The following is a 23,053-nucleotide window of genomic DNA, read 5'->3' on the forward strand; positions in this document are numbered from 1 at the left end:
GGTGTCCGTCGGGGCCGGTGTCCGTCGGGCAGGGGCTAGCCGTTGAGTGACCTCGCCGGGAAGCCGTGCGCGCGGGCTCCGACCGTGGCCGTCAGCGCGGCGGCCAGCAGGACGAGCGCGGTCCACGGAAGCCAGGAGGCGCCGGTCGTGCCGAGCAGGAGGCCGCCGAACAGTCCACCGGCGGCGATCCCCAGGTTCCAGCAGGTCACGATCAGCGACTGGGCGACGTCGCCCGCCTCTCCCGCGGCTTCCGCCGAGGCGGTCTGGAGGAGCGTGGCCGCCCCGCCGAACGCGAGACCCCAGACCGCGGCGCTGACGTACACCAGCACCGGCGCGTCGGTGACCAGACCGAGCAGCAGAACAGCCGCCGCGAACAGGGCGCAGCTGGTGATCATCAGCACCCGCAGGCGCCGGTCGATCAGGGCGCCCGTGACCCAGATGCTCACCAGCGAGAGCAGCCCGAAGGTGAGCAGGACCGCGTCGACCTGCCCGTCCATGCCCAGCCGGTCGAGGATCGGGGCGATGTAGGTGTACAGAAGGCTGTGCGCGAGGACGTAGACCAGCGTCACGAACAGGATCGGGGCGACTCCGGGTATGCGGAACGTGCGCGCCAGCGGCAGTCGCTCCTCCTTGCCCTGGCCGGGGAAGTCGGGCACGGCGGCGAGCACCCAGACGATCAGCAGGAGGGTGAGTGCCGTCATGATCCCGAACGCGATCCGCCACTGGAGGACGCGGGCGAGGAAGGCTCCCGCCGGGACGCCGATCGACAGGGCGATCGGCGCGCCCGCCATGGCGACGGCCATCGCCCGGCCACGCTGGTGCGCCGGGACCATGCGCGTGGCGTATCCGGCGAGGATCGCCCAGAGCAGACCGGAGACCACACCCGCAAGAAGCCGGGAGCCGAGGGTGAGGACGTAATTGTCCGAGATCGCGGTGACGGTGTTCGCCACGGCGAAGCCCGCGATGGCGAGGAGCAGCAGGCGCCGCCGCGGCCAGCCCATCGTGGCCTTGGTCAGGGGTACCGCCGCGATCACCGATCCGATCGCGTACACGGTGACGGTCTGCCCCACGGCCGACTCCGTGACCCCGAGGTCACGGCTCATCGCGGGAAGGACTCCCGCGGGAAGGGTCTCCGTCAGAAGCGTGATGAAGCCGGCCGTCGCGAGGGCCAGAAGCCCGGCCAGGGGGAACCTGTCCTGCTTCCGGGTGCGTGGTTGTGTCTCGTCGAGCTGAGTCATAGCCTTCACACTGATGGTTGACATCAGTGTGAAGGTCAAGTCGGCTCCGACGAGAGGCGTCCTGTGAGGATCGGCGAACTGTCCCGGCGTACGAACGCCCCCGCGCGCCTTCTGCGGTACTACGAGGAGCAGGGGCTGATCGAACCGGAGCGCCTGCCCAACGGTTACCGCGACTACGACGAGTACCTCGTCGACCGGGTCATCCAGATCCGGGGGCTGCTCGACGTGGGCCTGCCGACCCGGATCATCAAGCAGATCCTCCCGTGCCTGGACAAGCCGCGCACCATCCACATGCCCTACGCGACCCCCGACATGATCGCCACGCTCGAACACGAGCGGGACCTGATGAACGAGAAGATCGGGTGCCTGACGAAGAACCGCGACGCGATCGACGCCTATCTGGCCCTGGTGCCGCTCGGTCCTCCGGAGCCGGGGTCGGGGTCGGGGTCGGGGCCGGTCTCAGAGCCGGAGCCGGAGCCGGGGCCGGTCTCGGAGCCGGGGCCAGGACCGGTCTCAGGGCCGAGGTCGGCGCCGGGGCCGGTCGCGGAGCCGGTCACAGCCACGGTCACGGAGTCAGAGCCTGTCCCGGTTCCCGAGGGTGACCGGGAAGCGGCGGGCATCGGCGCCTGAGTCCGGACTGAGGGTCCGGCTGGGATCCGGCCGGGGCCCGGCTAAGGCACGGCCGGGGCCCAGCTATGGCACGGCCAGGGCACGGCTAAGGCCCGGCCGAACGATGTGGCGCTCACGCTCCCCGTATCGCCTCCGCCAGGGACGTCAGCAGGGCCACCACCCCTCCCGGGCCGTCCACCGACAGGTCCGCCCGGTCGGACAGTTCCGGGACTTCCGTGGAGCCGCTGCACACCAGGAGGCCCGGGACGCCGTCGGAGCGGAGTTTCTCGACGGCGGCGAAGGCCGGCAGGTCGCCCAGGTCGTCGCCCGCGTACAGGACCGAGCCCGCGCCCGTCTCCCGTACGTACTCCGCGAGCGCGACCCCCTTGTCCATGCCCGGCGGGCGCAGCTCCAGGACCATCCGGCCCGGCTCCAGGACGAGGCCGTGATCGGCCGCCAGCTCCCCCAGCGGGCCCTTCAGTGCTTCGAAGGCGGTCTCGGGGTCCTGGGCGCGGCGCGTGTGGACCGCCACCGCCCGGCCCTTCTCCTCTATCCAGACGCCCGGCCAGGCTCCGGCCCGGTCGAGGAAGCCGGGAAGCTCGGCCCGTACGGAGGCGACCCCGGGGTGCGGTGCGGGCGCCCGCACCGTGCCGGTCACCGCGTCCCAGCGCTCGGCGCCGTAGTGGCCGAGGACCACGAGGTGTTCCAGTCCGGGGACCCCGGCGAAGCCGCCGTAGCGGACCGCGACCCCGGCGGGGCGGCCGGTCACGACGGCGATCGAGGCGACCTCGGGGGCGAGCGCGGCGAGCGCGGCGACGGCGTCGGGGTGGGCGCGGGCCCGCTCGGGGTCGGGGACGATCTCGGCGAGCGTGCCGTCGAAGTCGAGGGCGACGACGGCTTGCGCGGGCCGCGCGAGGAGCGCGGCCAGACCGTCGCGGCCGGCGGGTGTGGTCGGGTGCGGGAGGCTGCTGACCATGTCCCCGACCCTACCGACGCGGGACGCCCGCGTCAGGGGGGCGAGCACCCTCGGTCTTCCCTGGTTCCCCCCTGACCTCTCCCCTGATATCCCCGTCGACCTCTCCCGTACGGGACGGTCGCGTTCCTTGTCTCACGGGACGGCCGCGTCCCTTGTCTCGTGGGGCGGCCTCACCATCCATGCCTCATGGGACGGCCTCGCCCCTCAGCGCTTCCCCCGGCGCTCCGTCCTGATCCTGCGCAGGCGGTTGACCGTCACCGGGTCGTGGACGAGGGCGCGCGGGTCGTCCAGGAGGGCGTTGAGCAGTTGGTAGTAGCGGGTCGGGGAGAGGCCGAGGCGCTCGCGGACCGCTCGTTCCTTCGCGCCTGGGCCAGGCCAGGAGCGGCGCTCGACGGCGAGGACGGCCCGTTCACGCGCGCCGAGACCACTCGCGTCCTCGGGCGGCGTGTCCACGTCGGGGGGCGTGCCCTCGTCAGGCGGCGTGTCCACGTCGGGGGGCGAGTCGACCTCCGGCGACGCGCCCTCGGCCGTCATGTCGGCCCCCGCCCCCGCGTCGTCCCCCGCCCCCTCGTTCTCCGTCATCCCGCCAACCTAGCCAACCGGCGGCCTACTCCGCGCTCTCCGCCGCCGTCGCCACCCGGCCGATCTTCGCGAGGATGTCGGCCGGGTGGCCGTCCGGGGTGACCGCCTTGCCGATGTTCTGCTTGACGTTCTCGCTGACCTTCGCCCAGGACGTCTTGCCGACCGGCGGGAGCTGGCTGTCCGGGAGCGTCTTGAGGAAGACGCGCAGGTTGGCGTGGTCGGGCTCGGTCTCCATGCGGGTGGAGGCGGTGACGGTGACGGGCAGGAGGTCGTTGTCCCCGGCGAACTTCAGGACGTTCTCGTCGCTGAAGACGAAGTTGAGGAAGTCGCCGATCTCCTTGCGGTGCCCGTTCTGCTTGAAGCCCATGATCCAGTCGGCGACACCCATCGCCGCCTTCGCCGGGCCCTCGGAGCCGGGCAGCGGGACCTGGCCGACCTCGACGCCCTTCTTCGCGGCTTCCTTCAGGAGCGAGGGGTGGCCGTTGAGCATGCCGACCTCCCCGCGCGCGAAGGCGGCGAACGCGGCCTTGCGGTTGAGCTTGCCGGGGGCGATGGGGCCGGTGAGTCCCTTGCCGACGAGCTTCTTCTTGAGCCACTCGAAGGTACGGATGTTGGCCTCGGAGTCCACCGTGTAGTGGTCGGTGCCGTCGGTCCAGCCCCCGCCGCCGCTGAGCAGCCACATCAGCGCCTCCGCCTGGGCCTCCTCGGGGCCGAGGGGCAGGGCGAAGGGGGTGCGGACGCCGTTCTCCTTGAGCTTCTCCGCCGCCTCCGCCAGCTCGTCCCAGCTGGTGGGGGGCTTGACGTCGGCCTCTTCGAAGAGCTTGGTGTTGTAGAAGAGCGGGCGGGTGGAGGCGACGAACGGCAGCCCGTACTGGGTGCGCTTGTGCTCTCCCGCGGCGACGAGCGGAGCGAGGAAGTTGGCCTGGACGGGGATGGAGAGCAGCTCGTCGGCGGCGTAGAGCTGTCCGGCGGCGGCGTAGTCGGCGTAGGCGCCGATCTGGGCGATATCGGGGGACTTGCCCGCCTTGACCATCTCGGCGACCTTGCGGTCGACGTCGTCCCAGGACTCGACCCGCAACTCGACCTTGACCCCGGGGTGCTTCGCCTCGAAGGCGGCGACGAGGTTCTTCCAGTACTTCTTGGTGGTGTCCCCGCCGGTGAGGTCGTAGTCGGCGGCGACCAGCCGGAGTGTGACGTTCCCGGGTTCCCCGCCGAGGGAGTCGCAGCCGGTGACCGCGGCGGTCATACCGAGGGCTGCGGCCGTGGTCAGTCCAAGGAATCGTCGCCGCTGCACGGATTCATCCACCTTTGGCTCGTCGTTTGCGCTGCGCCGAGCCCCACGTTCGCTCTGAGCAGGGCCGTAAGTCTCCCGTGATGGCAGGCATGAGGTCTACACCACCTGGGTATCACTTCCGCAACGCCACAGGGACCTTGGACCTCAGAAGCCTTCGAATTTGTATCCGTACGCAACAATCCTGCCCAGTGGACTAGACCTTTTGGGTGCTCGCGCGCCAAACTGTCCCTCGTGAGACACGTCATCGCCCTGGATGTGGGCGGCACCGGCATGAAAGCCGCCCTCGTCGGGGCGGACGGCACACTGCTCCACGAGACCCGCCGCGCCACCGGGCGCGACCGCGGCCCCGAGGCCGTGGTGGAGACGATCCTCGACTTCGCCGAGGAGCTGCACACCCTCGGCGTCGAGCGGTTCGGACAACCCGCCGCGGCCGCCGGAGTAGCCGTCCCCGGAATCGTCGACGCGGAGAACGGCGTCGCCGTCTACGCCGCCAACCTGGGCTGGCGTGATGTTCCCTTGCGCGAACTGCTCAGCCGACGGCTCGACGGCATCCCCGTCGCCCTCGGCCACGACGTGCGCACCGGCGGCCTCGCCGAAGGCCGGATCGGCGCGGGCAACGGCGCCGACCGCTTCCTCTTCGTGCCCCTCGGCACCGGCATCGCGGGCGCCATCGGCATCGGCGACCGCATCGAGGCGGGCGCCCACGGCTACGCGGGCGAGATAGGGCACATCGTCGTCCGCCCCGGCGGCACCGCCTGCGGCTGCGGCCAGCGCGGCTGCCTTGAGCGGTACGCCTCCGCCTCCGCCGTCTCCCAGGCCTGGGCCGAGGCCAGCGGCGACCGCAAGGCCGACGCCGCCGACTGCGCCAAGGCCGTCGAATCCGGCGACCCCACGGCCCGCAGGATCTGGCAGGACGCCGTCGACGCCCTCGCCGACGGTCTGGTCACCGCGCTCACCCTGCTGGACCCCCGCACGCTCATCATCGGTGGCGGACTCGCCGAGGCCGGGGAAACCTTGTTCACACCACTTCGGGCCGCGGTGGAGGAGCGAGTCACGTTCCAGAAGCTGCCCGCCATCGTCCCGGCGGCCCTCGGGGACACCGCCGGTTGCCTGGGCGCGGGCCTCCTCGCCTGGGACCTGCTCGCCGAACAGCGCCCCACCGACTCGGAGGTATCCGCCTGATGGCCGATCACAAGGTTCTCGCCGGCGCACGCGTCGTGCTGCCCACCGGGATCGTCGAGAACGGACGCGTGATCGTCGACGGCGACCGCATCGCGGGCAGCACCCCCGAGGGCGCCCCCACCGTCGACCTGAGCGGGCACTGGATCGTCCCCGGCTTCGTCGACATGCACAACCACGGCGGCGGCGGCGCCTCCTTCACCTCCGGCACGGTCGACGACGTCCTCAAGGGCGTCCACACCCACCGGCTGCACGGCACCACCACCGTCGTCGCCTCCTTCGTCACCGGCGAGATGGACTTCCTGACCCAGCGGGCCGGGCTCCTCTCCGAGCTGGCCGAGCAGGGCGACCTGGCCGGTCTGCACTTCGAGGGCCCGTTCATCTCCCCCTGCCGCAAGGGCGCCCACGACGAGACGCTGCTGCGCGACCCCGACCCGGCCGAGGTCCGCAAGCTCATCGACGCGGCGCGCGGCCAGGCCAAGATGGTCACCCTCGCCACCGAGCTGCCCGGCGGCCTGGACTCCGTACGACTGCTTGCCGAGCACGGTGTGATCGCCGCGATCGGGCACACCGACGCCAGCTACGAGCAGACCGTCGAGGCCATCGACGCGGGCGCCACCGTCGCCACCCACCTCTACAACGCGATGCCCGCCCTCGGCCACCGCGCCCCCGGGCCGATCGCCGCCCTCCTGGAGGACGAGCGGATCACCGTCGAGCTGATCAACGACGGCACCCATCTGCACCCGGCCGCCCTGGAACTGGCCTTCCACCACGCGGGTCCCGAGCGGGTCGCCTTCATCACCGACGCGATGGACGCGGCGGGCTTCGGCGACGGCCTCTACATGCTCGGCCCGCTGGAGGTCGAGGTGAAGGACAGCGTCGCCCGGCTCGTCGAGGGCGGCTCCATCGCCGGTTCCACGCTCACCCTGGACCGGGCGTTCAAGCGTGCCGCCACGATCGACGGCCTCCCCGTCGAGTCGGTCGTGGCGGCCATCTCCGCCAACCCGGCGCGGCTGCTCGGCGTGTACGACCGCGTCGGCTCCCTCGAACCCGGCAAGGACGCCGACCTCGTCGTCCTCGACGCCGACTTCGACGTCAAGGGCGTCATGCGCAAGGGCGAGTGGATCGTCGACCCGACGGCGACGACCTCCGCCTGACCGGAGAGCACCGGTCAACACCGGTCTCCGCCGGTCAACACCGGTCGGCGCCAGTCAACACCGGTCGGCACCGGCATCGGCACCGGCATACGCACCGGCACAAGCACCAGCCGGTACGGGCACGAACCGGGCGCACCGGGCACACACCCGGTACGCGCCGGAGAGCACACGAGAAGGCGGCGGGCCGGGGTCTGGGCCTGCCGCCTTTCGTTTGGCATGATCAGGCCCCGTCGGAGTGTGTTCCACAGGACTTCACACGGAGTACGGAGTACGGGGGTCGGTCGGATGATTCTCACGGTCACCCTCAACACGGCGCTCGACCTGACCTACCGGGTCCCCGCCCTCGTCCCGCACGCCAGCCACCGGGTCACCCAGGTGGTAGAGCGGCCCGGCGGCAAGGGCCTGAACGTGGCCCGGGTCCTCGCCGCCCTCGGACACGAGGCCGTCGCCACCGGCTTCGCGGGCGGCACGACCGGCGCCGACCTGCGGGTCCGGCTCGCCGCCACCCCGGTACGGGACGAACTCGTGGAGACCGCGGGCGCCACCCGCAGGACCGTCGCCGTCGTCGACGCGGCCAGCGGGGACACCACCCAGCTCAACGAACCGGGGCCGACCGTCACCCCCGCCGAGTGGGTCGCCTTCCGCACCCGTTTCCTCGCGCTCCTCGACGGCGCTGCGGCGGTCGCCCTCTGCGGCAGCCTCCCGCCGGGCATCCATGTGGGGGCGTACGCGGAACTCGTCCGGCTGGCCCGCGCCGCCGGGGTCCCGGTCCTCCTCGACACCAGCGGCGAACCGCTCCGGCGGGGCATCGCCGCCCGCCCGGACCTGGTCAAGCCCAACGCCGACGAACTCGCGCAGCTCACCGGCGCCCGCGACCCGGGGCGCGCGACCCGCGAGACCCGCAGGCGCGGCGCCCGCGCGGTCGTCGCCTCGCTCGGCCCTGACGGTCTGCTCGCCGCGACCCCGGAGGGCCTGTGGCGGGCGACCCCGCCCGCCGCCGTGCGGGGCAACCCGACGGGCGCGGGCGACTCGGCGGTGGCGGGCCTCCTGTCGGCCCTCGCGGAGGGCGCGCCCTGGCCGGACCGCCTGAGACGAGCGGTGGCCCTGTCGGCGGCGACGGTGCTCTCCCCCGTGGCGGGCGAGTTCGACGCGACGGCTTACGCGGAACTGCTGCCGAGGGTGACGGTCACGGAGATCCCGGCCGGCTCGTAGCTTTCCCCGGAAGGACGATCAGCCCGGAACCTGGGTGACTTCCAGCCAGTCGAGCAGCACGTCGCACTGATTGCCGTCCTCGCACGAGATCTTGATCTCGTTCTCGCCCTTCTGGAGGGTGACCGGCGCCCAGGTGGTCTGCCAGTTCTTCTCCAGGTTCGGGTCCGAGGAGTGGATGAAGTTCTTCAGGCCTATCGGCAGCGAGTTCGGCTTGCCGTTGACGGTGAGGGTGGCGAAGGCGTCCACGGCGGGGATGGCGTAGCGCACGGTCAGCCGGTACTTGCCGTCGCCCGGCATGTCCGCCTTCCAGGTCACCGAGGAGCCGACCTGGTTGAAGCCCGAGACGTACGTGCCGTCCGAGCCCTCGGCGCCCTGGACGTCCTTGGCGAGTGCCGCCGTGCCGCCCAGCTTCAGCGTCGCCGCGTCCTGCTTGGGGAGTTCCGCCGGGGTCTTCTCGGTGGTCGGTTCACCGGTGGGCTCTTGCGAGGGCTTCGCGGTGGCCGTCGCGGGCGCGCCGGTGCCCGCCTGCGGGTCCTTGTCCTTCTCGCTGCCCGCGTTGTTGATCACGGCGGCGGCGATGCCGGCGACGACGACCGCCACGATCGCGACCGCGCCGATCAGCAGGCCCTTGGTGTTGGGCCCGCGTCCGCCGCCCCGCTGCTGCTGCGGCGGCGGGGGCACCCGGGTGGGCGGGCCGCCGTACGTCTCGGGGGCCGCGTACTGCGCCTGCGGCTGACCGTACGGGGCCTGCTGCTGCTGCGGCGGTACGTAGGGCTGCTGCTGGCCGTACTGGCGCTCGCCGACGGTCCTGACCTGGTTGTACGAGGTGCGGGGCACGCCCGGCTGAGCGGGTGCGGGGCCCGGGTAGCCGTAACCGCCGCCTTGCGGAGCCTGGGCACCGGCCGCCTGTCCGTCCGCGTACAGGTAGCCGAACGGATCGTCGTTCTCGGGCGTGTTCGCGCCGTCGTTACCGGCAGCCATCCGGGTTCCTCTCCATGCTCGCCAGCCGTCGCCGACCCGGCGAGCCTACCCCGAACGGCTCAGCCCCCGAAGCGGGACCGGACGCCTCGCGCGCCTCACCCGGCGCGGCGGTGAACCTTGGCCCGGGAGCGCTTCTCCACGTACATCCGCTGGTCAGCGGAGTTCAGGACCTCTTCCACCGTCATCCCGCACTCCGCCCAGCCGATGCCGAAACTCGCCCCGACACGCACGGCCCGCCCGTCCACCCGGATCGGCGGAATGATCGCGTTGCGCAGCCGTACGGCCAGATCGGCGGCGTCGGCGGCGCCCAGACCGTCGGCGAGGACGACGAACTCGTCACCGCCGAGCCGGGCCACGGTGTCCCCGTCGCGGACGCCGGTGGTGAGTCTGCGGGCCACCTCGATGAGGACCGCGTCCCCGGTGTGGTGCCCGAAGCGGTCGTTGATCGACTTGAAGCCGTCGAGGTCGCAGAAGAGGACCGCGAGCCCCTTCGTACCGTCGTCGACGTCCCCGCCCGAGGGCGCCACGATGTGCACATGGTGGTCGTACGGGCCCGCCCCGGCCGGCTCGAAGCCGAAGCCGTGCTCGTGTTCGTGCTCGTACGGCGACTCGTAGCCGCCGCCCGCCGCGGGACCCCCGGGTTGGGCGGCCGTGCCGTCGCCGGAGTCGTACCCCTCGTAGGCCGGGGCGCCGTAGCCCTCGTAGCCCGGCCGGTCGCTCTCGTAACCGAAACCGGCGTACTCCGTGCCCTGCCCCTCCCCCGCGTACGCCGTCGGGCGCTCGCAGATCCGGGCGGAGAGCCGGGAGCGCAGCTCGGCACTGTTGGGGAGGCCGGTGAGGGCGTCGTGGGAGGCGCGGTGGGCGAGTTGCAGCTCATGCCGCTTGCGCTCCTCGATGTCCTCCACATGAGTGAGGAGGAACCGGGGGCCGTCGGCGGTGTCGGCGACCACCGAGTTGCGCAGCGACACCCAGACGTACGTGCCGTCCCGGCGGCCCAGGCGCAGCTCGGCCCGCCCGCCCTCGGCGGAGGTCCGCAGCAGCGTCCCGATGTCCTCGGGGTGGACGAGGTCGGCGAAGGAGTAGCGCCGCATGACGGAGGCGGGGCGGCCGAGCAGCCGGCACAGGGCGTCGTTGGTGCGGAGCAGCCGCCCGTGCTGGTCGCCGCCCATCTCGGCGATGGCCATGCCGGACGGCGCGTACTCGAACGCCTGCCGGAACGACTCCTCGCTGGCGCGCAGTGCCTGCTGTTCGCGTTCGAGCCGGACCAGGGCCCGCTGCATGTTGGCCCGCAGACGTGCGTTGCTGATGGCGATGGCCGACTGGGAGGCGTACATCTGGAGCGCCTCCTGACCCCACGGGCCGGGGTGCCGTCCGTTGCGCGGGCGGTCGACGGATATGACGCCGAGCAGCTCCCGGACCGGGCCCGCCGGGTCGCCTCCCGCGCGCGCGGACGCGGGCGTGGGCGCGTACATGGGGGCGTAGAGGCGGTCGTGGGGGTGCCACTCGTCCTCGAAGCGGGGCGCGGGGCCGTCGGTGTACCACTGGGGGACGTCGTCCTCCATGAGGACCCAGCCCTCGGTGTGCGGGATGAACCGCAGGTCGCCCCAGGCCGTGCCCATGTTCAGGCGCCGGTCCCAGGAGGCGCGGGAGCCGACCCTGCCGGTGATCAGCGCCTCGGCGGCGGAGCTTCCGGCGAAGGCGGCGACGACCAGGTCACCATCGGGGCGTACGAGGTTGACGCAGGCCAGCTCGTAGTTGAGACCGGCGACCACACCGTCGGCGACGGTCTGGAGGGTGTCCGCCAGGCTGCGCGCGGTACTGAGGTCCGCCACGACCTGGTGCAGCTGCCGCAGGGTCGAGAGACGGACGTACGGCTCCGACTCGGTCTCCATCGCTCGCTCTCCCCGAGACCTCGACAGCAAACTCCAGGGTTCTCATCGGCTTCGCGTTGCACGTTCACCATTCAATGTGCACTGTCCTCGCCACTGAATCACAGCGAGCTGCGCACCCGGTACACAGGGTCAGCAAATACTCGCCTCTGTGACTCAAGTCACAGTTGTGCGTGGCGGGTCGTGTACAGGGGGGAACCCAGGGGAGTCCAGGGCCTGCGGGTACCCCTGAGGGGGGTCCTAGGACCCCCGGGGGGTGGCGGACTGGTCCCCCCGCCCGATGCGGCGCGCCGAAGGCCCGGACTAGCGTGCGGGTGTGCTTCAGAAGACCCCCGACTCTCCCCCTGTGACCGATTTGACGATCCCCCATGCTGAGGGGGTGAGCAACGACGAGTTCCGGGCGGCGATGTCCCGCTTCGCCGCCGGGGTGGTCCTGGTGACCGCGCACGATCCCGACGACGGGCCGCGCGGCGAGGACGTCGGCATGACCGCCACGGCCTTCATGTCGGTCTCCCTCGATCCGCCCCTGGTCCTGATCGGTCTCCGCGCCGGCTCCCGTATGGACGACCTGCTCGCCGAGGTGCCGGTGTGGGCGGTGTCGCTGCTCGCGGAGGACCAGCGGCAGGTGGCGGGGCGCTTCGCGATGAAGAACCGGGTCAGCGACCGGCTGCTCTTCGCCGACCTGCCGCACACCCGGGGCGCGGAGAGCGGCGCCCCGCTGGTGGACGACGCGCTCGCGGTCCTGGAATGCCGTACGGAGAACAGGGTGGTGGCCGGTGACCACACGCTCGTGGTGGGCCGCGTCCTGACCGCCGCGAGCCGCACGACGGAGGACGGCCCCCTGACGTACTTCCGGGGGAGGTACCGGGGGCTGGACTGACCTTGAGGGGTCTCTGCGGGGGGGCCTCACTGGGGGGCCCTCACAGGGGGGTTGCCCTTACGGGGAGGGTTGCCCCGTAAGGGGAAAGGTGCCCCGTAGGGGGAGGGCTGCCCCTTACGGGTAGGGGTGCCTTTACGGGGAGGGACACCCTTGCGAGTAGGGGCGCCATCTACGGCGGGGGTGTGTCCTCGCGGCCAGGGGGTGCCCCCCTACGGCTGGGGTTGCCCCTACGGGTAGCGGTGCCCCTACGGCTGGGGGGCTTGCCCGTACGGGCGAGGAGCCTCGGCCGTACGGGCCAAGAACCTCGGCCGTACGGGCGGAGAGCCCCGGTCAGCTCCAGTCGCGGGAGTTGCGGGTGCGCTTCGTCTCCGAGCGCTGTTTCTTCTCCCGCAGCCGACGCTCGTTGATGCCACGCGGGATCTTCGTCGCCCTGCGCGGCTTCGGCGGCGGGGCCGTCGCCTCGGCGAGGAGGGCGGCGAGCCGGACCGCCGCCGTCTCCCGGTTACGCCACTGGGAGCGGTGCTCCGAAGCCCGTACCGACACGACCCCGCCGACCAGACGGCTCGCGAGCCGCTCAAGGGCCCGCGCCTTCCACACCTCGGGAAGCGCCTCCGTCGCGGCGAGGTCGAACCGCAGCTCGACCTGCGAATCCGAGGTGTTGACATGCTGTCCGCCCGGACCTGACGAACGCGAGAAACGCCACTGGAGCTCGGCCTCGGGAAGCGAGACGGAGCCACGGATGGGATAAGGACCGGACATGCCCACCATTTTCCCTGGGATGGGCCATCGGAGTCATCCTGATTTTCAACCGGGCCCGACGGGGAACCCCTGACGACAAGCGACGGGAACCGTCGGAGGCGCACACGCGTTTCTCCAGGCGAAGACATCACGATGAAAGGGACTTTCCATGGCTGTGAGCCTGTCCAAGGGCGGCAACGTCTCCCTGACCAAGGAGGCCCCGGGCCTCGCCGCCGTCACTGTGGGCCTCGGCTGGGACGTCCGCTCGACCACCGGCACGGACTTCGACCTCGACGCCTCCGCGATCGGCGTGGACGCCGCCGGAAAGGTCGCCTCCGACGCGCACTTCGTCTTCTTCAACAACAAGTCGACGCCCGACCAGACCATCGTCCACACCGGTGACAACCGCACCGGCGAGGGCGGCGGCGACGACGAGCAGATCAACGTCAACCTGGCGGCCCTCCCGCCGCACGTCGACAAGATCGTCTTCCCGGTCTCCATCTACGACGCGGTGAACCGCTCGCAGAACTTCGGCCAGGTGCGCAACGCGTACATCCGCATCGTCAACCAGTCGGGCGGCACCGAGCTGGCCCGCTACGACCTCTCCGAGGACGCCGCCGTCGAGACCGCCATGGTCTTCGGCGAGCTGTACCGCAACGGCGCCGAGTGGAAGTTCCGTGCCGTCGGCCAGGGCTACGCCTCGGGCCTCGAAGGCATCGCCCGCGACTTCGGCGTGAGCATCTGATCGGACCGGCACCGGGTGCCGACCGGCACCCGAGCCCGCCGGCCCTCACGGGTCGGCGGCGTGTCCTCGGAGCCCCGGCGGGGAAACCCCGCCGGGGCTCTACCCTTTCCGCGTGATCGTCGAAGCCCTCACGCCCAAGGCCCTGGAGGACGGTGCGGCCCTCCCCGGCCCACTGCTCACCGAACTCACCGCGCTGTACGCGTCCGACGAGGAGTTCCAGCAGCTCAGCGGGGACTTCCCGGACCCCGCCGACATCCGGCCCGCGCAGGTCGCCGCCGCGCTCGCCGAGGAGTTCGCGCGGCCCGGCGTGGAGGTGCTGCTCGCCCGCTCGGGCGGCCGGCTCGTCGCCGTGGCCGTGACCCTCGACCGCCATCCCGACCCGGCCGACCCCGATCCCTGGCTGGGACTTCTGCTGGTCCACGCGGACGCGCGGCGCGCGGGCCACGGGCGTCGCCTCGCCGCGTACGTCGAGGACCGCTTCCGGGCCGGGGGACGCACCGGGCTCCGGCTCGCCGTCCTGGAGAACAACCCGAAGGCGCTGGCCTTCTGGACCTCCCTCGGTTACGGGGAGATCGCGCGCCGCCCGGACCTCGCGCACGGACGCCCGTGCCTGGTGCTGCGGAAACCGCTGGCCCCTCAGGGGGAGTCCGGTCTGCCGTCGCCGTAGAGCCACACCTTCCACAGGGGGCCGAGGTCGCGACCTGCCACGCTCTCGGCGTACTCCGTGAAGTCGGCGGTGGTGGCGTTGCCGTACCGGTACTTCGTGGGCCAGCCGCGCAGGATCTCGTCGAAGACGCGGTCCCCGACGGTCTGGCGCAGCTTGTACAGGACCATCGCGCCGCGCTGGTAGACGGGCGCGTCGAAGAGATGGGCGGCGGCGGGCGGACGCGCGGGCGGGAAGGCCCAGTTGGCGTCCTGGGCGAAGGCCTCGTCGAAGCGCGTCCGCGCGGGAACGTGCTCGGTCTCCTCCGCGTAGAGCCACTCGGCGTAGGTGGCGAAGCCCTCGCTCAGCCAGAGATCGCCCCAGGTCGCGGGCGTCACCGAGTTCCCGAACCACTGGTGGGCCAGCTCGTGGACGAGGGTCCTCCGGTCGAAGGCGGCGGCAGGGAAGACGGGCCGGGTCTGGGTCTCCAGGGCGTAGCCGAGGGTGTCCCCGGCGGTGACGATCGCCCCGGCGGCGGAGAAGGGATACGGCCCGAACCGACGCGCCTGCCGCCCGAGAACGGCCGCCACCTCACCCCGGAGCCCGGCGGTACTCGCGGCGAGGGACCGCTCGGCGGCGGTGAGGAGCCGGGGGGAGACGGTGGGGGCGGGGGAACCGGTGGGGGCGGGGGGACCCGTAGGGGCCGTAGGGCCAGTAGGGGATGGGGTGCCCGTAGGGCCAGTACGGGCCGTAGGGGTCACGGGGCCCGTAGGGGACGGGGAGCCCGTAGGGGACGGGCTTCCCGTACGGGGCGTAGGGGCCCTGGGGACCGGCGGAGTCAACGGGGTCGCCGGGTCCGTAGGGGTCGCCGGGTCCGTCGTGTAGTGGCCGATCACCACCGTGGCCAGATAGCTCGCCATCGGTTCCGGTACGTGCCAGACGCTGGTGACGTGGCCGCCCGGGGCCGTCCTGCGGGCGGTCCTGACCCCGTTCGAGAGGGCTTCGAGACCGGCGGGGACGGTGACGGTGATGTCGTACGCGGCCTTGTCGGAGGGGTGGTGGTTGCCCGGGAACCAGGTCATGGAGCCGACGGGTTCGCCGACCGCGACCGCCCCGTCGGCGGTCCGCAGCCAGCCCTCCCGGGAGCCGTCCGCGTCGACGACCGGCTCGGGCACCCCCGCGTACACGACGACCGCGCGGAACTCGGCGCCCTTCCGGATCTCCTCGCGCGGACGGATCGTCAGCTCGTTGCCCGCCCGGTTGAAGGCGGCGGGCGCGCCGTCGACGCTCGTGGTGCCGACGCCGAGCCCGGCCAGATCGAGGTTGAAGGCGCTCAGGTCCTGGGTGGCGCGGGCGGTGATCGCGGCGGTGCCGGAGAGCCGCCCGGTCGCCGGGTCGTACGCGAGGTCCAGGGCGTAGTGCCGTACGTCGTAACCGCCGTTGCCGAGCCGGGGGAAGTACGGGTCGCGCAGCCCGGCCGCGCCGGGGGTGCCCCGGACTCCGCCGCCGGTCCCCGTACAACCCCCGGCGAGCAGGGCGAGGGCGGTGAGGGCGGCGGCGAGACCGCCCGCTGCGGCTCCGGTCCGGTGGCGCTGTGTCACGAACCGATCCTAAGCAGGACGGAGGGAGAATCCCGTAAGGGCAGACCCCCGGAGGGATCCCGTAAGGGCAGACCCCGGGACGACGGTGAGGGCGCCCGGCGGGGGATCCGGGCGCCCTCACCTGCCTGAGGAGGCGTCAGCGGCCGAGCGAGGCCACGCCTGCCTGGGCGAACTTCTCGTCGAGGTCGCCGGAGGGGGCGCCCGCGACGCCGATGCCCGCGATGGGCGCGCCCTTGGCGGTCACGGGGGCGCCACCGGCGAGGAAGAGGGTGCCGGGGATGTCCTTCAGGGTCGGGGCGTTGGCGAGGCGGCCCGCGAGGACGGAGGTCGGGGCGTTCCAGGAGACGGCGGTGTACGCCTTGCGGACGGCCGACTCGTAGGACTGCGGGCCCGCGCCGTCGCCACGGAGGGTGACGATGGTGGTGCCGTTGCGGTCGACGACGGCGACGGAGACGCGCTGGTTCTCCTTCTCGGCGGCCTTCAGGGTCGCCTGCGCGGCCTTGGTCGCGGCCTCGACCGTCAGGTGCGTCGACTGCTGGAGGTGGTGGTTTCCGGCGTCGGCGCGGACGGCGACGGCGGGGGCGGCGGCCGGGGCGGAGGCCGGGGCGGAGGCGTTCGCGGAGACCACGCCGAAGGTGCCGGCGGCGAGGACGGCGGCGGCGGTGGCGCCGAGGAAGATCTTCTTCTTCATGGGGAACTCCGTGGGATGAGGTACGGGAGGAAGCGGCCGAGCCGTCGGGGCGGTGGGCCGCTCCCGCGCTCTGCCTCCATCCTGGGAGCGGAACCCGCGCCTCCCGGTCCACGGACCGGCTGCCCTCCTCGCGCACACTGGAGGACGCCGGGGTCATCCGATCGGCCGATGCCGGGATGGCCCTCCCGGGTCAGGATGGAGAGATATCCCCAGGTCAGACAGGGCCGAACGGAACGGGGACCAGGGAGCGAGACGAGGAGGACGGGACGGTGACCCACCCGGAGCCCCTGAACCACGAGGGCCACCCGAACCGCTCGGAGCCCCCAGGCCACCGGGGCCACCCGAACCGCTCGGAGCCCCCAGGCCACCGGGACCACCCGGGCCGTCTGGACCCCGGCGCCGGCCCGGAGCCCTTGGCCCCCGGCACCCATCCGGAGCCTCTGGCCCACTCCGGCCACTCCACCCACTCCGGCCACCCCGGCCACTCCGAACCCTCGGAGCCCTCGGAGCCCTCGGGGCCCTCCGACCACTCCGCCTACTCCGACCGCTCAGGGCCCTCGGGCCGCCGGGACCGCCTGGACCCGGCGGAGCCCCGGGACCGCCGGGACCACCCGGGAGACCGCCCGGCCCCTGGCACCCGCCCGGACCACCCCGCAGGGGGCACCCGCCCGGACCACCCCGCAAGGGGCGCCCGCCCGGACCCCGAGCGCCCCTCACAGGGTCGGCCCCCGGAGACGGCGTCCTCCCCCGACCAGGACCCCGACGCCCCCTGGCTCGCGCGGGTCATGCACATCGCGTTCTTCCTGCTGCTCGGGTCCTCCCTCGCGCGGTTTCTGCTGCGTCACTCCTGGGAGGGCCGCAGCCCCTGGATCATCGCGCTCTCCGGGGCCCTCGCCTCCCTGTATCTCCTCGGGCCCGTCGTCGGGACGCGGGCCGCGCCGCGCCGGACCGCCTGGCTCGGCACCGTCGTCGCCGTCTGGATGCTGCTCGTCGTCCTCGCGCCCAGCTTCGCGTGGTGCGCGGTGCCGCTCTTCTACACGGGCCTGCGCACGCTCCCCGCGCGCGCCGCGCTCGGGCTGGTCACGCTGCTCACCGCGTTCGTGGTCTTCGCGCAGGTGCAGCTCGCGCACGGCGGCTGGGACCCGAACCTGATCGTCGCCCCGCCCGCCGTCGCCGCCCTCGCGACCGGGGTCTCCGTCTACGCCGACCGGCAGGCGGCCCGGCAGCGGGCCCTCATCGACGACCTCCTGCGCACCCGGCGCGAACTCGCCGCGACCGAGCGCCGCGAAGGCACCCTCGCCGAACGCCAGCGGCTCGCCATGGAGATCCACGACACCCTGGCACAGGGCCTCTCCAGCCAGCAGATGCTGCTCCAGGCGGCCGACCGCACCTGGGACGCCGACCCGGACACCGCCCGCCGCCATGTCCGTACGGCCGCGTCCATCGCGGAGCGCGACCTCGCCGAGGCGCGCCGCTTCGTCCACGATCTGGCGCCCGCCGACCTCGCCGAGGGCGGCGGTCTTGAGGAGGCGCTGCGGGGGCTCGCGGCCCGGGAGTCGGCGGCGTTCCGGGTCGACGGGACGGCCGTGCCGCTGCCCGAGCGGGTGCAGTCGGCGCTGCTGCGGATCGCGCAGGGCGCCCTCGCGAACATCCGCGAGCACGCCGGAGCCGACTCCGCCGCCCTCACCCTGACGTACCTCGACGACCAGGTCGTCCTGGACGTCGCCGACGACGGCCGGGGCTTCGACCCGGTGGAGAAGCCGGGCGGGGTGCGCGGTCACGGACTGCCCGCGATGCGCGTACGGGCGCGGCAGCTCGGCGGCACCCTGACCGTCGAGTCCGCCCCGGGCGAGGGCACCGTGCTCTCGGCCGCGATCCCGCTCTCCCTGGAGTCCTGATGTCCGTACGGATCCTCCTCTGCGACGACCACGCCGTCGTCCGCGCCGGACTGCTGGCCCTGCTCGGCAGCACCCCCGACATCGAGGTCGTCGGCGAGGCGGGCAGCGGCGAGGAGGCGGTGGCGATGGCGGCGAAGCTGACGCCGGACGTCGTCCTGATGGACCTCCAGCTGGGCGCGGGCATCGACGGGGTGGAGGCGACCCGGCGGATCGCGCCCACGGGCGTCCACGTCCTCGTCCTCACCACGTACGACACGGACGCGGACATCACTCGGGCGATCGAGGCGGGCGCCACCGGCTATCTGCTGAAGGCAGAGCGGCCGGAGGAGCTGTTCGCCGCGATCCACGCGGCGGCGCAGGGCCGCACGGCGCTCTCCCCACCGGTCGCCAGCCGGGTGATGGACCGGATGCGGGGCGCGGCGGGCCCCACCCTCACCGACCGGGAACGGGACATCCTGGGCCAGCTGGGACGCGGTCTCGGCAACCGGGAGATCGCGCGGGCGCTGTTCATCAGCGAGGCGACGGTGAAGACGCACCTGGGCCGCATCTACGCGAAGCTCGGCGTCGACACCAGGGCTGGCGCGGTGTCGGTGGCGAAGGAACGACGACTGCTGCCGTAAGGGCACTGCCCTGGGGATGCTGCCGTAGGGGCGCTGCCGTAAGGCCACTAGCCGTAGGGGCCGCTGCCCTAGGTGCGCTGCCGTAGGGGCGCTGCCCTAGGTGCGCCCCCCGTAGGTGCGGCGTTCTCGGGGCAGATCCCGAGGCCCCTAAGGGACGGGACCTCAGGGCCCTGAGATCCGGCGAGATCCCGCTTCCCCACCCCCCACGCTGCTACTGTGCGCTACCATCCGACCGCGCGGCGTCACGTCGTGCCGTCCGTTGCAGTCAGCCCCGTGGGAGCGCACGTGAAGCTCGCGATCGTCGGCGGCGGTCCCGCCGGCCTCTACCTCTCGATCCTGCTGAAGCGGCAGGACCCGGGCCATGACGTCACGGTCTACGAGCGGAACCCGGCCGGTTCCACCTACGGCTGGGGCGTGACGTACTGGGCCGGGCTCCTCGACAAGCTGCGCGAGGGCGACCCCGAGTCCGCGAGGGCGATCGCGGAGGCCTCGGTGACCTGGACCGACGGCGTCGCCATCGTCCGCGAGGAGCGGACCGTCCACCGGGGCGACCCCGGGTTCGGCATCGGCCGGCGCCGGATGCTGACGCTGCTCGCCGAGCGGGCGGCGGAACTCGGCGTACGGGTCGCGTACGAGCACGACATCCCCGGGCCCGACGCGCCCGAACTCGCCGGGGCCGATCTGGTCGTCGCCGCCGACGGAGTCAACAGCGCACTGCGCGAGGCGTACGCCGACCACTTCGGCGGTACGGTCACCAGCGGCCGCAATCCGTACGTCTGGCTCGGCACGACCAAGGTCTTCGACTCCTTCAGCTTCGCCTTCAAGGAGACCGGGCACGGCTGGATCTGGTGCTACGCGTACGGCTTCAGCGGCGAGCGCTCCACCTGTGTCGTCGAGTGCTCCCCCGAGACCTGGACCGGCCTCGGACTCGACGCGCGCGGCGAGGCGGACAGCCTGCGGTTCCTGGAGAAGCTCTTCGCCGACCTGCTCGACGGGCACGAGCTGATCGGCCGCGACCGGGCCGACGAGCCCGCCCGGTGGCTCACCTTCCGCACCCTCGCCAACCGGGTCTGGCACCGGGGCAGCCTCGTCCTCCTCGGCGACGCGGCCCACACCACCCACTACTCGATCGGCGCGGGCACCACCCTGGCCCTGGAGGACGCCCTCGCCCTCGCCGAAGCCCTGCGGACCTCCGCCGACCTGGAGACGGCCCTCACCACGTACGGCGAGCGGCGCCGCGCAGAACTCGTCCCGGCGCAGAGCGCGGCCCGGTACAGCGCGCGGTGGTACGAGAACCTGCCCCGGTACATGCGCCTGGAACCGGCCAGGATGTTCGCGCTCCTCGGCCAGCGCCACTCCCCGCTGCTCCCGTACGTCCCGCCGCAGCTGTACTACCGCCTCGACCGGGCCGCCGGGCAGCTGGAACCGCTCCGCCGCCTCAAGCGCTGGCTCGGCCCCAGGGTGGCCCGCGCGGTCCACGGCCGCCGCTGATCCGAACGGGAGCGGACCCCGCCGGGACGAGCGGGAGCGGGAGTGTTATCGGGAGCCGGAGCGGGAGTGTGAGCGGTGGGGCACGACACCCCACCCTCCCCAGGCACGCCGCCCCACCCCGTACGCCCTGGGCACCCCAGGCACTCCGGGCACCCCTGACATCCCACCTTCCCCAGAGGCCCCGCCCTCCTCGCGTATCCCATCGCCCCCGCGCCGTGACACCATCGGTCCGTGCTCGACATCGGCTACTCCCTCTCGCGTCGCTTTCCCGACCCGCCGCAGACCGACTACCGCCACGCGGACGTCCACGCCCTGCGACACGACCTGTTCTGCGGGGACGTGTATCTCGCCGACACCGAGACGGACCGCGAGGTGTCCACAGCCTGGGGATGGGTGCCGGTACTCGACTTCGCCTGGGCCCTCTGCGACATCGTCGAGCAGCTCGACCAGGACCCGCGCGGCAGCCGCGCCGCCCAGCCGCAGTACGCGGAGCTGGACTTCACCGAGTCCAGCGACCGCATGCTCTTCGAGCGCCGCTTCGGCTGGGTGGACGTCGAGGCCGACTGGATGCCGGGCGACGAGCCGCCGGTCACCTTCGGCCACGCGTCGCTGCGCCGCGAAGCCCGCGACTTCCTGCACGACCTGATCGCCGACCTCACCGACATGCACGAGGGCCTCGCGGACAACCCGGCCATCTGGTCCCTCCAGGCCCGCTTCCCCCGCCTGCCCTGACCCGGCCGCACCCTCTTCGCCGCGCTCCTCGCGCCGCACCCTCGCGCCGTACGCCTCGCCGCACTCCTCCCCGTACGGGGAAACCCGGCCCCAGGCACGCCCCGGACCGCCCCCGAGGCAACGAGGCAACGAGGCAACGAGGCAACAGCACCCTAGTCCTCCACCCGCACCCCCCACTGCGCCGCGAACGCGGGCGCCAGATCGAAGAGTTGGGGCGTCGAGATCACCGCACCGGCCAGCGAGTCGAGCCCCCGGGTGATCTCAAGGCGCTGCGCCCCTCTCAGGTCCACGTTCCTCAGCCGCGCCCGGCTGAAGTCCGCGCCCGTGAGCGCGCAGTCCACGAACTCGACCCGCTCCAGCTCCGCGCCCCCGAAATCGGGCTCGCTCAGCACGCATCCCTCGAAGACGACGTCTCTCAGCTTCGCCCCGCGCAGGTTCAGATAGTCGATCTTCCCGCCCCGCACCACGACCCGCTCAAGGACCGCTCCGTGCAGCTGCGTCCCGCCGAGCCGCGCCTCCACCAGCTCCACGTCCCTGAGCTGCGCCCCCGCCAGGCCCGTGCCCACTCCCCGTACGCCCGTGAGCACCGAGTCCAGGAACCGGGCCCCCGCGAGTCTCGTCTCGTCGAGCCCGCACTCGCGCAGCGCGCAGTCCAGGAACCGCGCGCCCTCCCCCGACTGCCCGGCCAGGTCGAGCCCGGCCAGTTCGAGGCCGTCGTAGTCCCCGTCCGGTTCGAGCCCGCCCCCGTAACCCGCCAGGGGAGGCAGCCGCACCTCCGGCCGCCGCGCCCCCGCCACGGCCGCCTTCTTCTTCCGAGTCGTCGCCATGGATCCATCGTGACCCACGCCACTGACAATGCCGGGATGTCGCCCGGGGTCCTGCCGGGGAATCAGACCCCGAGCACGTCCCAGGAGTGCGCCTTGTACTCCTTCAGGAACTCGGGGTGGTCCTCCCACATCCGGGCCACGGAACGCAGCACGTCCCAGTTGTGCTCCAGGGCCTGGTCCACGACCTGCCGCAGCTCGGGCGCGGATTCCCGCTTCTCCACGAGCCCGTTGACGGCCGAGGCGGCCTGCACGGTGTAGCGGGTGGCGCGCAGGGCCCGGGAGGTGTCGTCCATGCCGAAACCGTGGTCGCTGCCGTTGGTGGGGTCGAAGAGGGGGGTCAGCCGCGCCTCGATGAAGGCGGTGATCCGCTGGAAGCGCTGCTCGATGTCCGTGTCCATGGCACCTTCCTACACCCTGCCGGTGCCGGTGCCGCCCGCGCCCAGGGTCGCGAGGGCCCCGTCCGTGAGCCGGTAGACCGTCCACTCGTCCTGGGGGCGGGCGCCGAGGGCCTCGTAGAAGTCGATGGACGGCTTGTTCCAGTTCAGTACGGACCATTCGAGGCGTTCGTACCCGCGCTCGACGCAGATCCGGGCCAGCTCGGTGAGGAGCGCCTTGCCGTGGCCGCCGCCGCGCGCCTCGGGACGCACGTACAGGTCCTCCAGGTAGATGCCGTGGACCCCGCGCCAGGTGGAGAAGTTGAGGAACCAGAGCGCGAAGCCGACGGTCTCCCCCTCGTCGTTCTCGGCGATGTGCGCGTACGCGGCGGGCCGGGCACCGAAGAGGGCTTCGCGCAGGTGCTCGGGGGTGGCACGGACCTCGTGGAGGGCCTTCTCGTACTCGGCGAGGTCCTCGATCATGCGGTGGATGACGGGGACGTCGGCGGGAAGGGCGTTACGGATCATGGCCCAAGACTGCCGGTTCGCCCCCGGACCTGGCCAGTGGGAACCGGACCTGACCGGCGGGACCCGGGCGAGACCGGCGGGAGCCTGGCCTGACCGACGGGACCCGGACGAGACCCCCGGGACCCTGGCCTGACCCCCGGAACCCTGGCCTGACCGACGGGACCCGGA

At 72.7% G+C, this 23,053-nt stretch carries 22 protein-coding genes and 1 pseudogene; 11 read left to right on the forward strand and 12 right to left on the reverse strand.

Translation table 11 applies throughout. The features are described 5' to 3' along the window. Positions 1-35: 35 nt before the first annotated feature. Positions 36-1,238 (reverse strand): MFS transporter, encoded by a 1,203-nt coding sequence (locus BU197_RS29370; protein WP_188271359.1) that lies wholly within the window; start codon positions 1,236-1,238, stop codon positions 36-38. A gap of 63 nt (positions 1,239-1,301) precedes the next feature. On the opposite strand from BU197_RS29370, the pseudogene BU197_RS30880 reads away from it, so the two are divergent. After that, positions 1,302-1,649 (forward strand): annotated as a pseudogene (locus BU197_RS30880) (MerR family transcriptional regulator); the annotation flags it as partial. Positions 1,650-1,980: 331 nt separating this feature from the next. Here the strand turns inward: BU197_RS30880 and otsB are convergent. From otsB to BU197_RS29390, 3 genes are all read right to left on the reverse strand, one after another. Continuing rightward, positions 1,981-2,823, reverse strand: a complete 843-nt coding sequence (otsB, locus tag BU197_RS29380; RefSeq protein WP_188271361.1) for a trehalose-phosphatase — start codon at positions 2,821-2,823, stop codon at positions 1,981-1,983. A 204-nt stretch (positions 2,824-3,027) separates the two neighbouring features. Next, positions 3,028-3,357, reverse strand: coding sequence for a DUF3263 domain-containing protein (locus BU197_RS29385; RefSeq protein ID WP_188271486.1), 330 nt, complete (start codon positions 3,355-3,357; stop codon positions 3,028-3,030). 73 nt (positions 3,358-3,430) lie between these two features. Continuing rightward, positions 3,431-4,651, reverse strand: a complete 1,221-nt coding sequence (locus tag BU197_RS29390) for an ABC transporter substrate-binding protein (RefSeq protein WP_188271487.1) — start codon at positions 4,649-4,651, stop codon at positions 3,431-3,433. A gap of 279 nt (positions 4,652-4,930) precedes the next feature. Here BU197_RS29390 and BU197_RS29395 point away from each other — a divergent pair, with 279 nt between their 5' ends. The 3 genes from BU197_RS29395 to BU197_RS29405 all read left to right on the forward strand — a co-directional run bounded on the left by BU197_RS29395 (position 4,931) and on the right by BU197_RS29405 (position 8,247). Further along, entirely contained in the window at positions 4,931-5,881 is a 951-nt protein-coding gene (locus BU197_RS29395; RefSeq protein WP_188271362.1) for an ROK family protein, read from the forward strand. After that, a complete protein-coding gene (gene nagA / locus BU197_RS29400; RefSeq protein WP_188271363.1) occupies positions 5,881-7,035 on the forward strand; it encodes an N-acetylglucosamine-6-phosphate deacetylase in 1,155 nt (384 codons plus the stop codon). Before BU197_RS29395 ends, nagA begins: the two co-directional genes overlap by 1 nt. A 285-nt stretch (positions 7,036-7,320) precedes the next feature. After that, on the forward strand, positions 7,321-8,247 hold the full coding sequence (locus tag BU197_RS29405; RefSeq protein WP_188271364.1) for a 1-phosphofructokinase family hexose kinase: 927 nt from the start codon (positions 7,321-7,323) through the stop codon (positions 8,245-8,247). A gap of 18 nt (positions 8,248-8,265) precedes the next feature. Here BU197_RS29405 and BU197_RS29410 read toward each other — a convergent pair whose 3' ends face one another. Together BU197_RS29410 and cdgB are read right to left on the reverse strand one after the other, a co-directional pair. Further along, positions 8,266-9,228, reverse strand: coding sequence for a CBM35 domain-containing protein (locus tag BU197_RS29410; protein ID WP_188271365.1), 963 nt, complete (start codon positions 9,226-9,228; stop codon positions 8,266-8,268). 95 nt (positions 9,229-9,323) lie between these two features. Then, positions 9,324-11,120: a diguanylate cyclase CdgB gene (cdgB, locus tag BU197_RS29415; protein WP_188271366.1), complete on the reverse strand. Its 1,797-nt coding sequence runs from the start codon at positions 11,118-11,120 to the stop codon at positions 9,324-9,326. Positions 11,121-11,433: 313 nt separating this feature from the next. On the opposite strand from cdgB, the gene BU197_RS29420 reads away from it, so the two are divergent. Beyond that, positions 11,434-11,997: a flavin reductase family protein gene (locus BU197_RS29420; RefSeq protein WP_411158553.1), complete on the forward strand. Its 564-nt coding sequence runs from the start codon at positions 11,434-11,436 to the stop codon at positions 11,995-11,997. 330 nt (positions 11,998-12,327) lie between these two features. On the opposite strand, the gene arfB is transcribed toward BU197_RS29420, so the two are convergent. Next, positions 12,328-12,756: an alternative ribosome rescue aminoacyl-tRNA hydrolase ArfB gene (gene arfB / locus BU197_RS29425; RefSeq protein ID WP_411158554.1), complete on the reverse strand. Its 429-nt coding sequence runs from the start codon at positions 12,754-12,756 to the stop codon at positions 12,328-12,330. 148 nt (positions 12,757-12,904) lie between these two features. Between arfB and BU197_RS29430 the strand changes: the two genes are divergently transcribed. Both BU197_RS29430 and BU197_RS29435 read left to right on the forward strand, forming a co-directional pair. After that, positions 12,905-13,480: a TerD family protein gene (locus BU197_RS29430; protein ID WP_188271368.1), complete on the forward strand. Its 576-nt coding sequence runs from the start codon at positions 12,905-12,907 to the stop codon at positions 13,478-13,480. 112 nt (positions 13,481-13,592) lie between these two features. Then, positions 13,593-14,147: a GNAT family N-acetyltransferase gene (locus BU197_RS29435; RefSeq protein WP_188271369.1), complete on the forward strand. Its 555-nt coding sequence runs from the start codon at positions 13,593-13,595 to the stop codon at positions 14,145-14,147. Here BU197_RS29435 and BU197_RS29440 read toward each other — a convergent pair. Both BU197_RS29440 and BU197_RS29445 read right to left on the reverse strand, forming a co-directional pair. Continuing rightward, positions 14,117-15,724 (reverse strand): M1 family metallopeptidase, encoded by a 1,608-nt coding sequence (locus BU197_RS29440; protein WP_188271370.1) that lies wholly within the window; start codon positions 15,722-15,724, stop codon positions 14,117-14,119. The two genes, BU197_RS29435 and BU197_RS29440, sit on opposite strands and share 31 nt — an antisense overlap. Positions 15,725-15,860: 136 nt before the next feature. Next, positions 15,861-16,415: a GlcG/HbpS family heme-binding protein gene (locus tag BU197_RS29445; RefSeq protein ID WP_188271371.1), complete on the reverse strand. Its 555-nt coding sequence runs from the start codon at positions 16,413-16,415 to the stop codon at positions 15,861-15,863. Between the two features lie 785 nt (positions 16,416-17,200). Here BU197_RS29445 and BU197_RS29450 point away from each other — a divergent pair. The 4 genes from BU197_RS29450 to BU197_RS29465 all read left to right on the forward strand — a co-directional run bounded on the left by BU197_RS29450 (position 17,201) and on the right by BU197_RS29465 (position 21,156). After that, a complete protein-coding gene (locus BU197_RS29450; protein WP_188271489.1) occupies positions 17,201-18,313 on the forward strand; it encodes a sensor histidine kinase in 1,113 nt (370 codons plus the stop codon). Next, complete coding sequence (locus BU197_RS29455) at positions 18,313-18,933, forward strand: response regulator (protein WP_188271372.1); 621 nt, start codon at positions 18,313-18,315, stop codon at positions 18,931-18,933. The genes BU197_RS29450 and BU197_RS29455 overlap by 1 nt, the downstream gene beginning before the upstream one ends. A gap of 285 nt (positions 18,934-19,218) precedes the next feature. Beyond that, positions 19,219-20,424, forward strand: coding sequence for an FAD-dependent monooxygenase (locus BU197_RS29460; RefSeq protein ID WP_188271490.1), 1,206 nt, complete (start codon positions 19,219-19,221; stop codon positions 20,422-20,424). Positions 20,425-20,655: 231 nt separating this feature from the next. After that, on the forward strand, positions 20,656-21,156 hold the full coding sequence (locus tag BU197_RS29465) for a hypothetical protein (protein ID WP_188271373.1): 501 nt from the start codon (positions 20,656-20,658) through the stop codon (positions 21,154-21,156). Positions 21,157-21,308: 152 nt separating this feature from the next. On the opposite strand, the gene BU197_RS29470 is transcribed toward BU197_RS29465, so the two are convergent. The 3 genes from BU197_RS29470 to BU197_RS29480 form a co-directional block, all read right to left on the reverse strand. Beyond that, positions 21,309-21,983 carry a pentapeptide repeat-containing protein gene (locus BU197_RS29470; RefSeq protein WP_188271374.1) on the reverse strand — a complete coding sequence of 225 codons (675 nt, stop codon included), beginning with the start codon at positions 21,981-21,983 and terminating at the stop codon, positions 21,309-21,311. A gap of 62 nt (positions 21,984-22,045) precedes the next feature. Next, positions 22,046-22,381 carry a hypothetical protein gene (locus tag BU197_RS29475; protein WP_188271375.1) on the reverse strand — a complete coding sequence of 112 codons (336 nt, stop codon included), beginning with the start codon at positions 22,379-22,381 and terminating at the stop codon, positions 22,046-22,048. A gap of 9 nt (positions 22,382-22,390) precedes the next feature. Then, positions 22,391-22,885: a GNAT family N-acetyltransferase gene (locus BU197_RS29480; protein WP_188271376.1), complete on the reverse strand. Its 495-nt coding sequence runs from the start codon at positions 22,883-22,885 to the stop codon at positions 22,391-22,393. Between the last annotated feature and the right edge of the window lie 168 nt (positions 22,886-23,053).

The sequence above is a fragment of the Streptomyces sp. CBMA291 genome (assembly GCF_014596525.1).
Classification (GTDB): domain Bacteria; phylum Actinomycetota; class Actinomycetes; order Streptomycetales; family Streptomycetaceae; genus Streptomyces.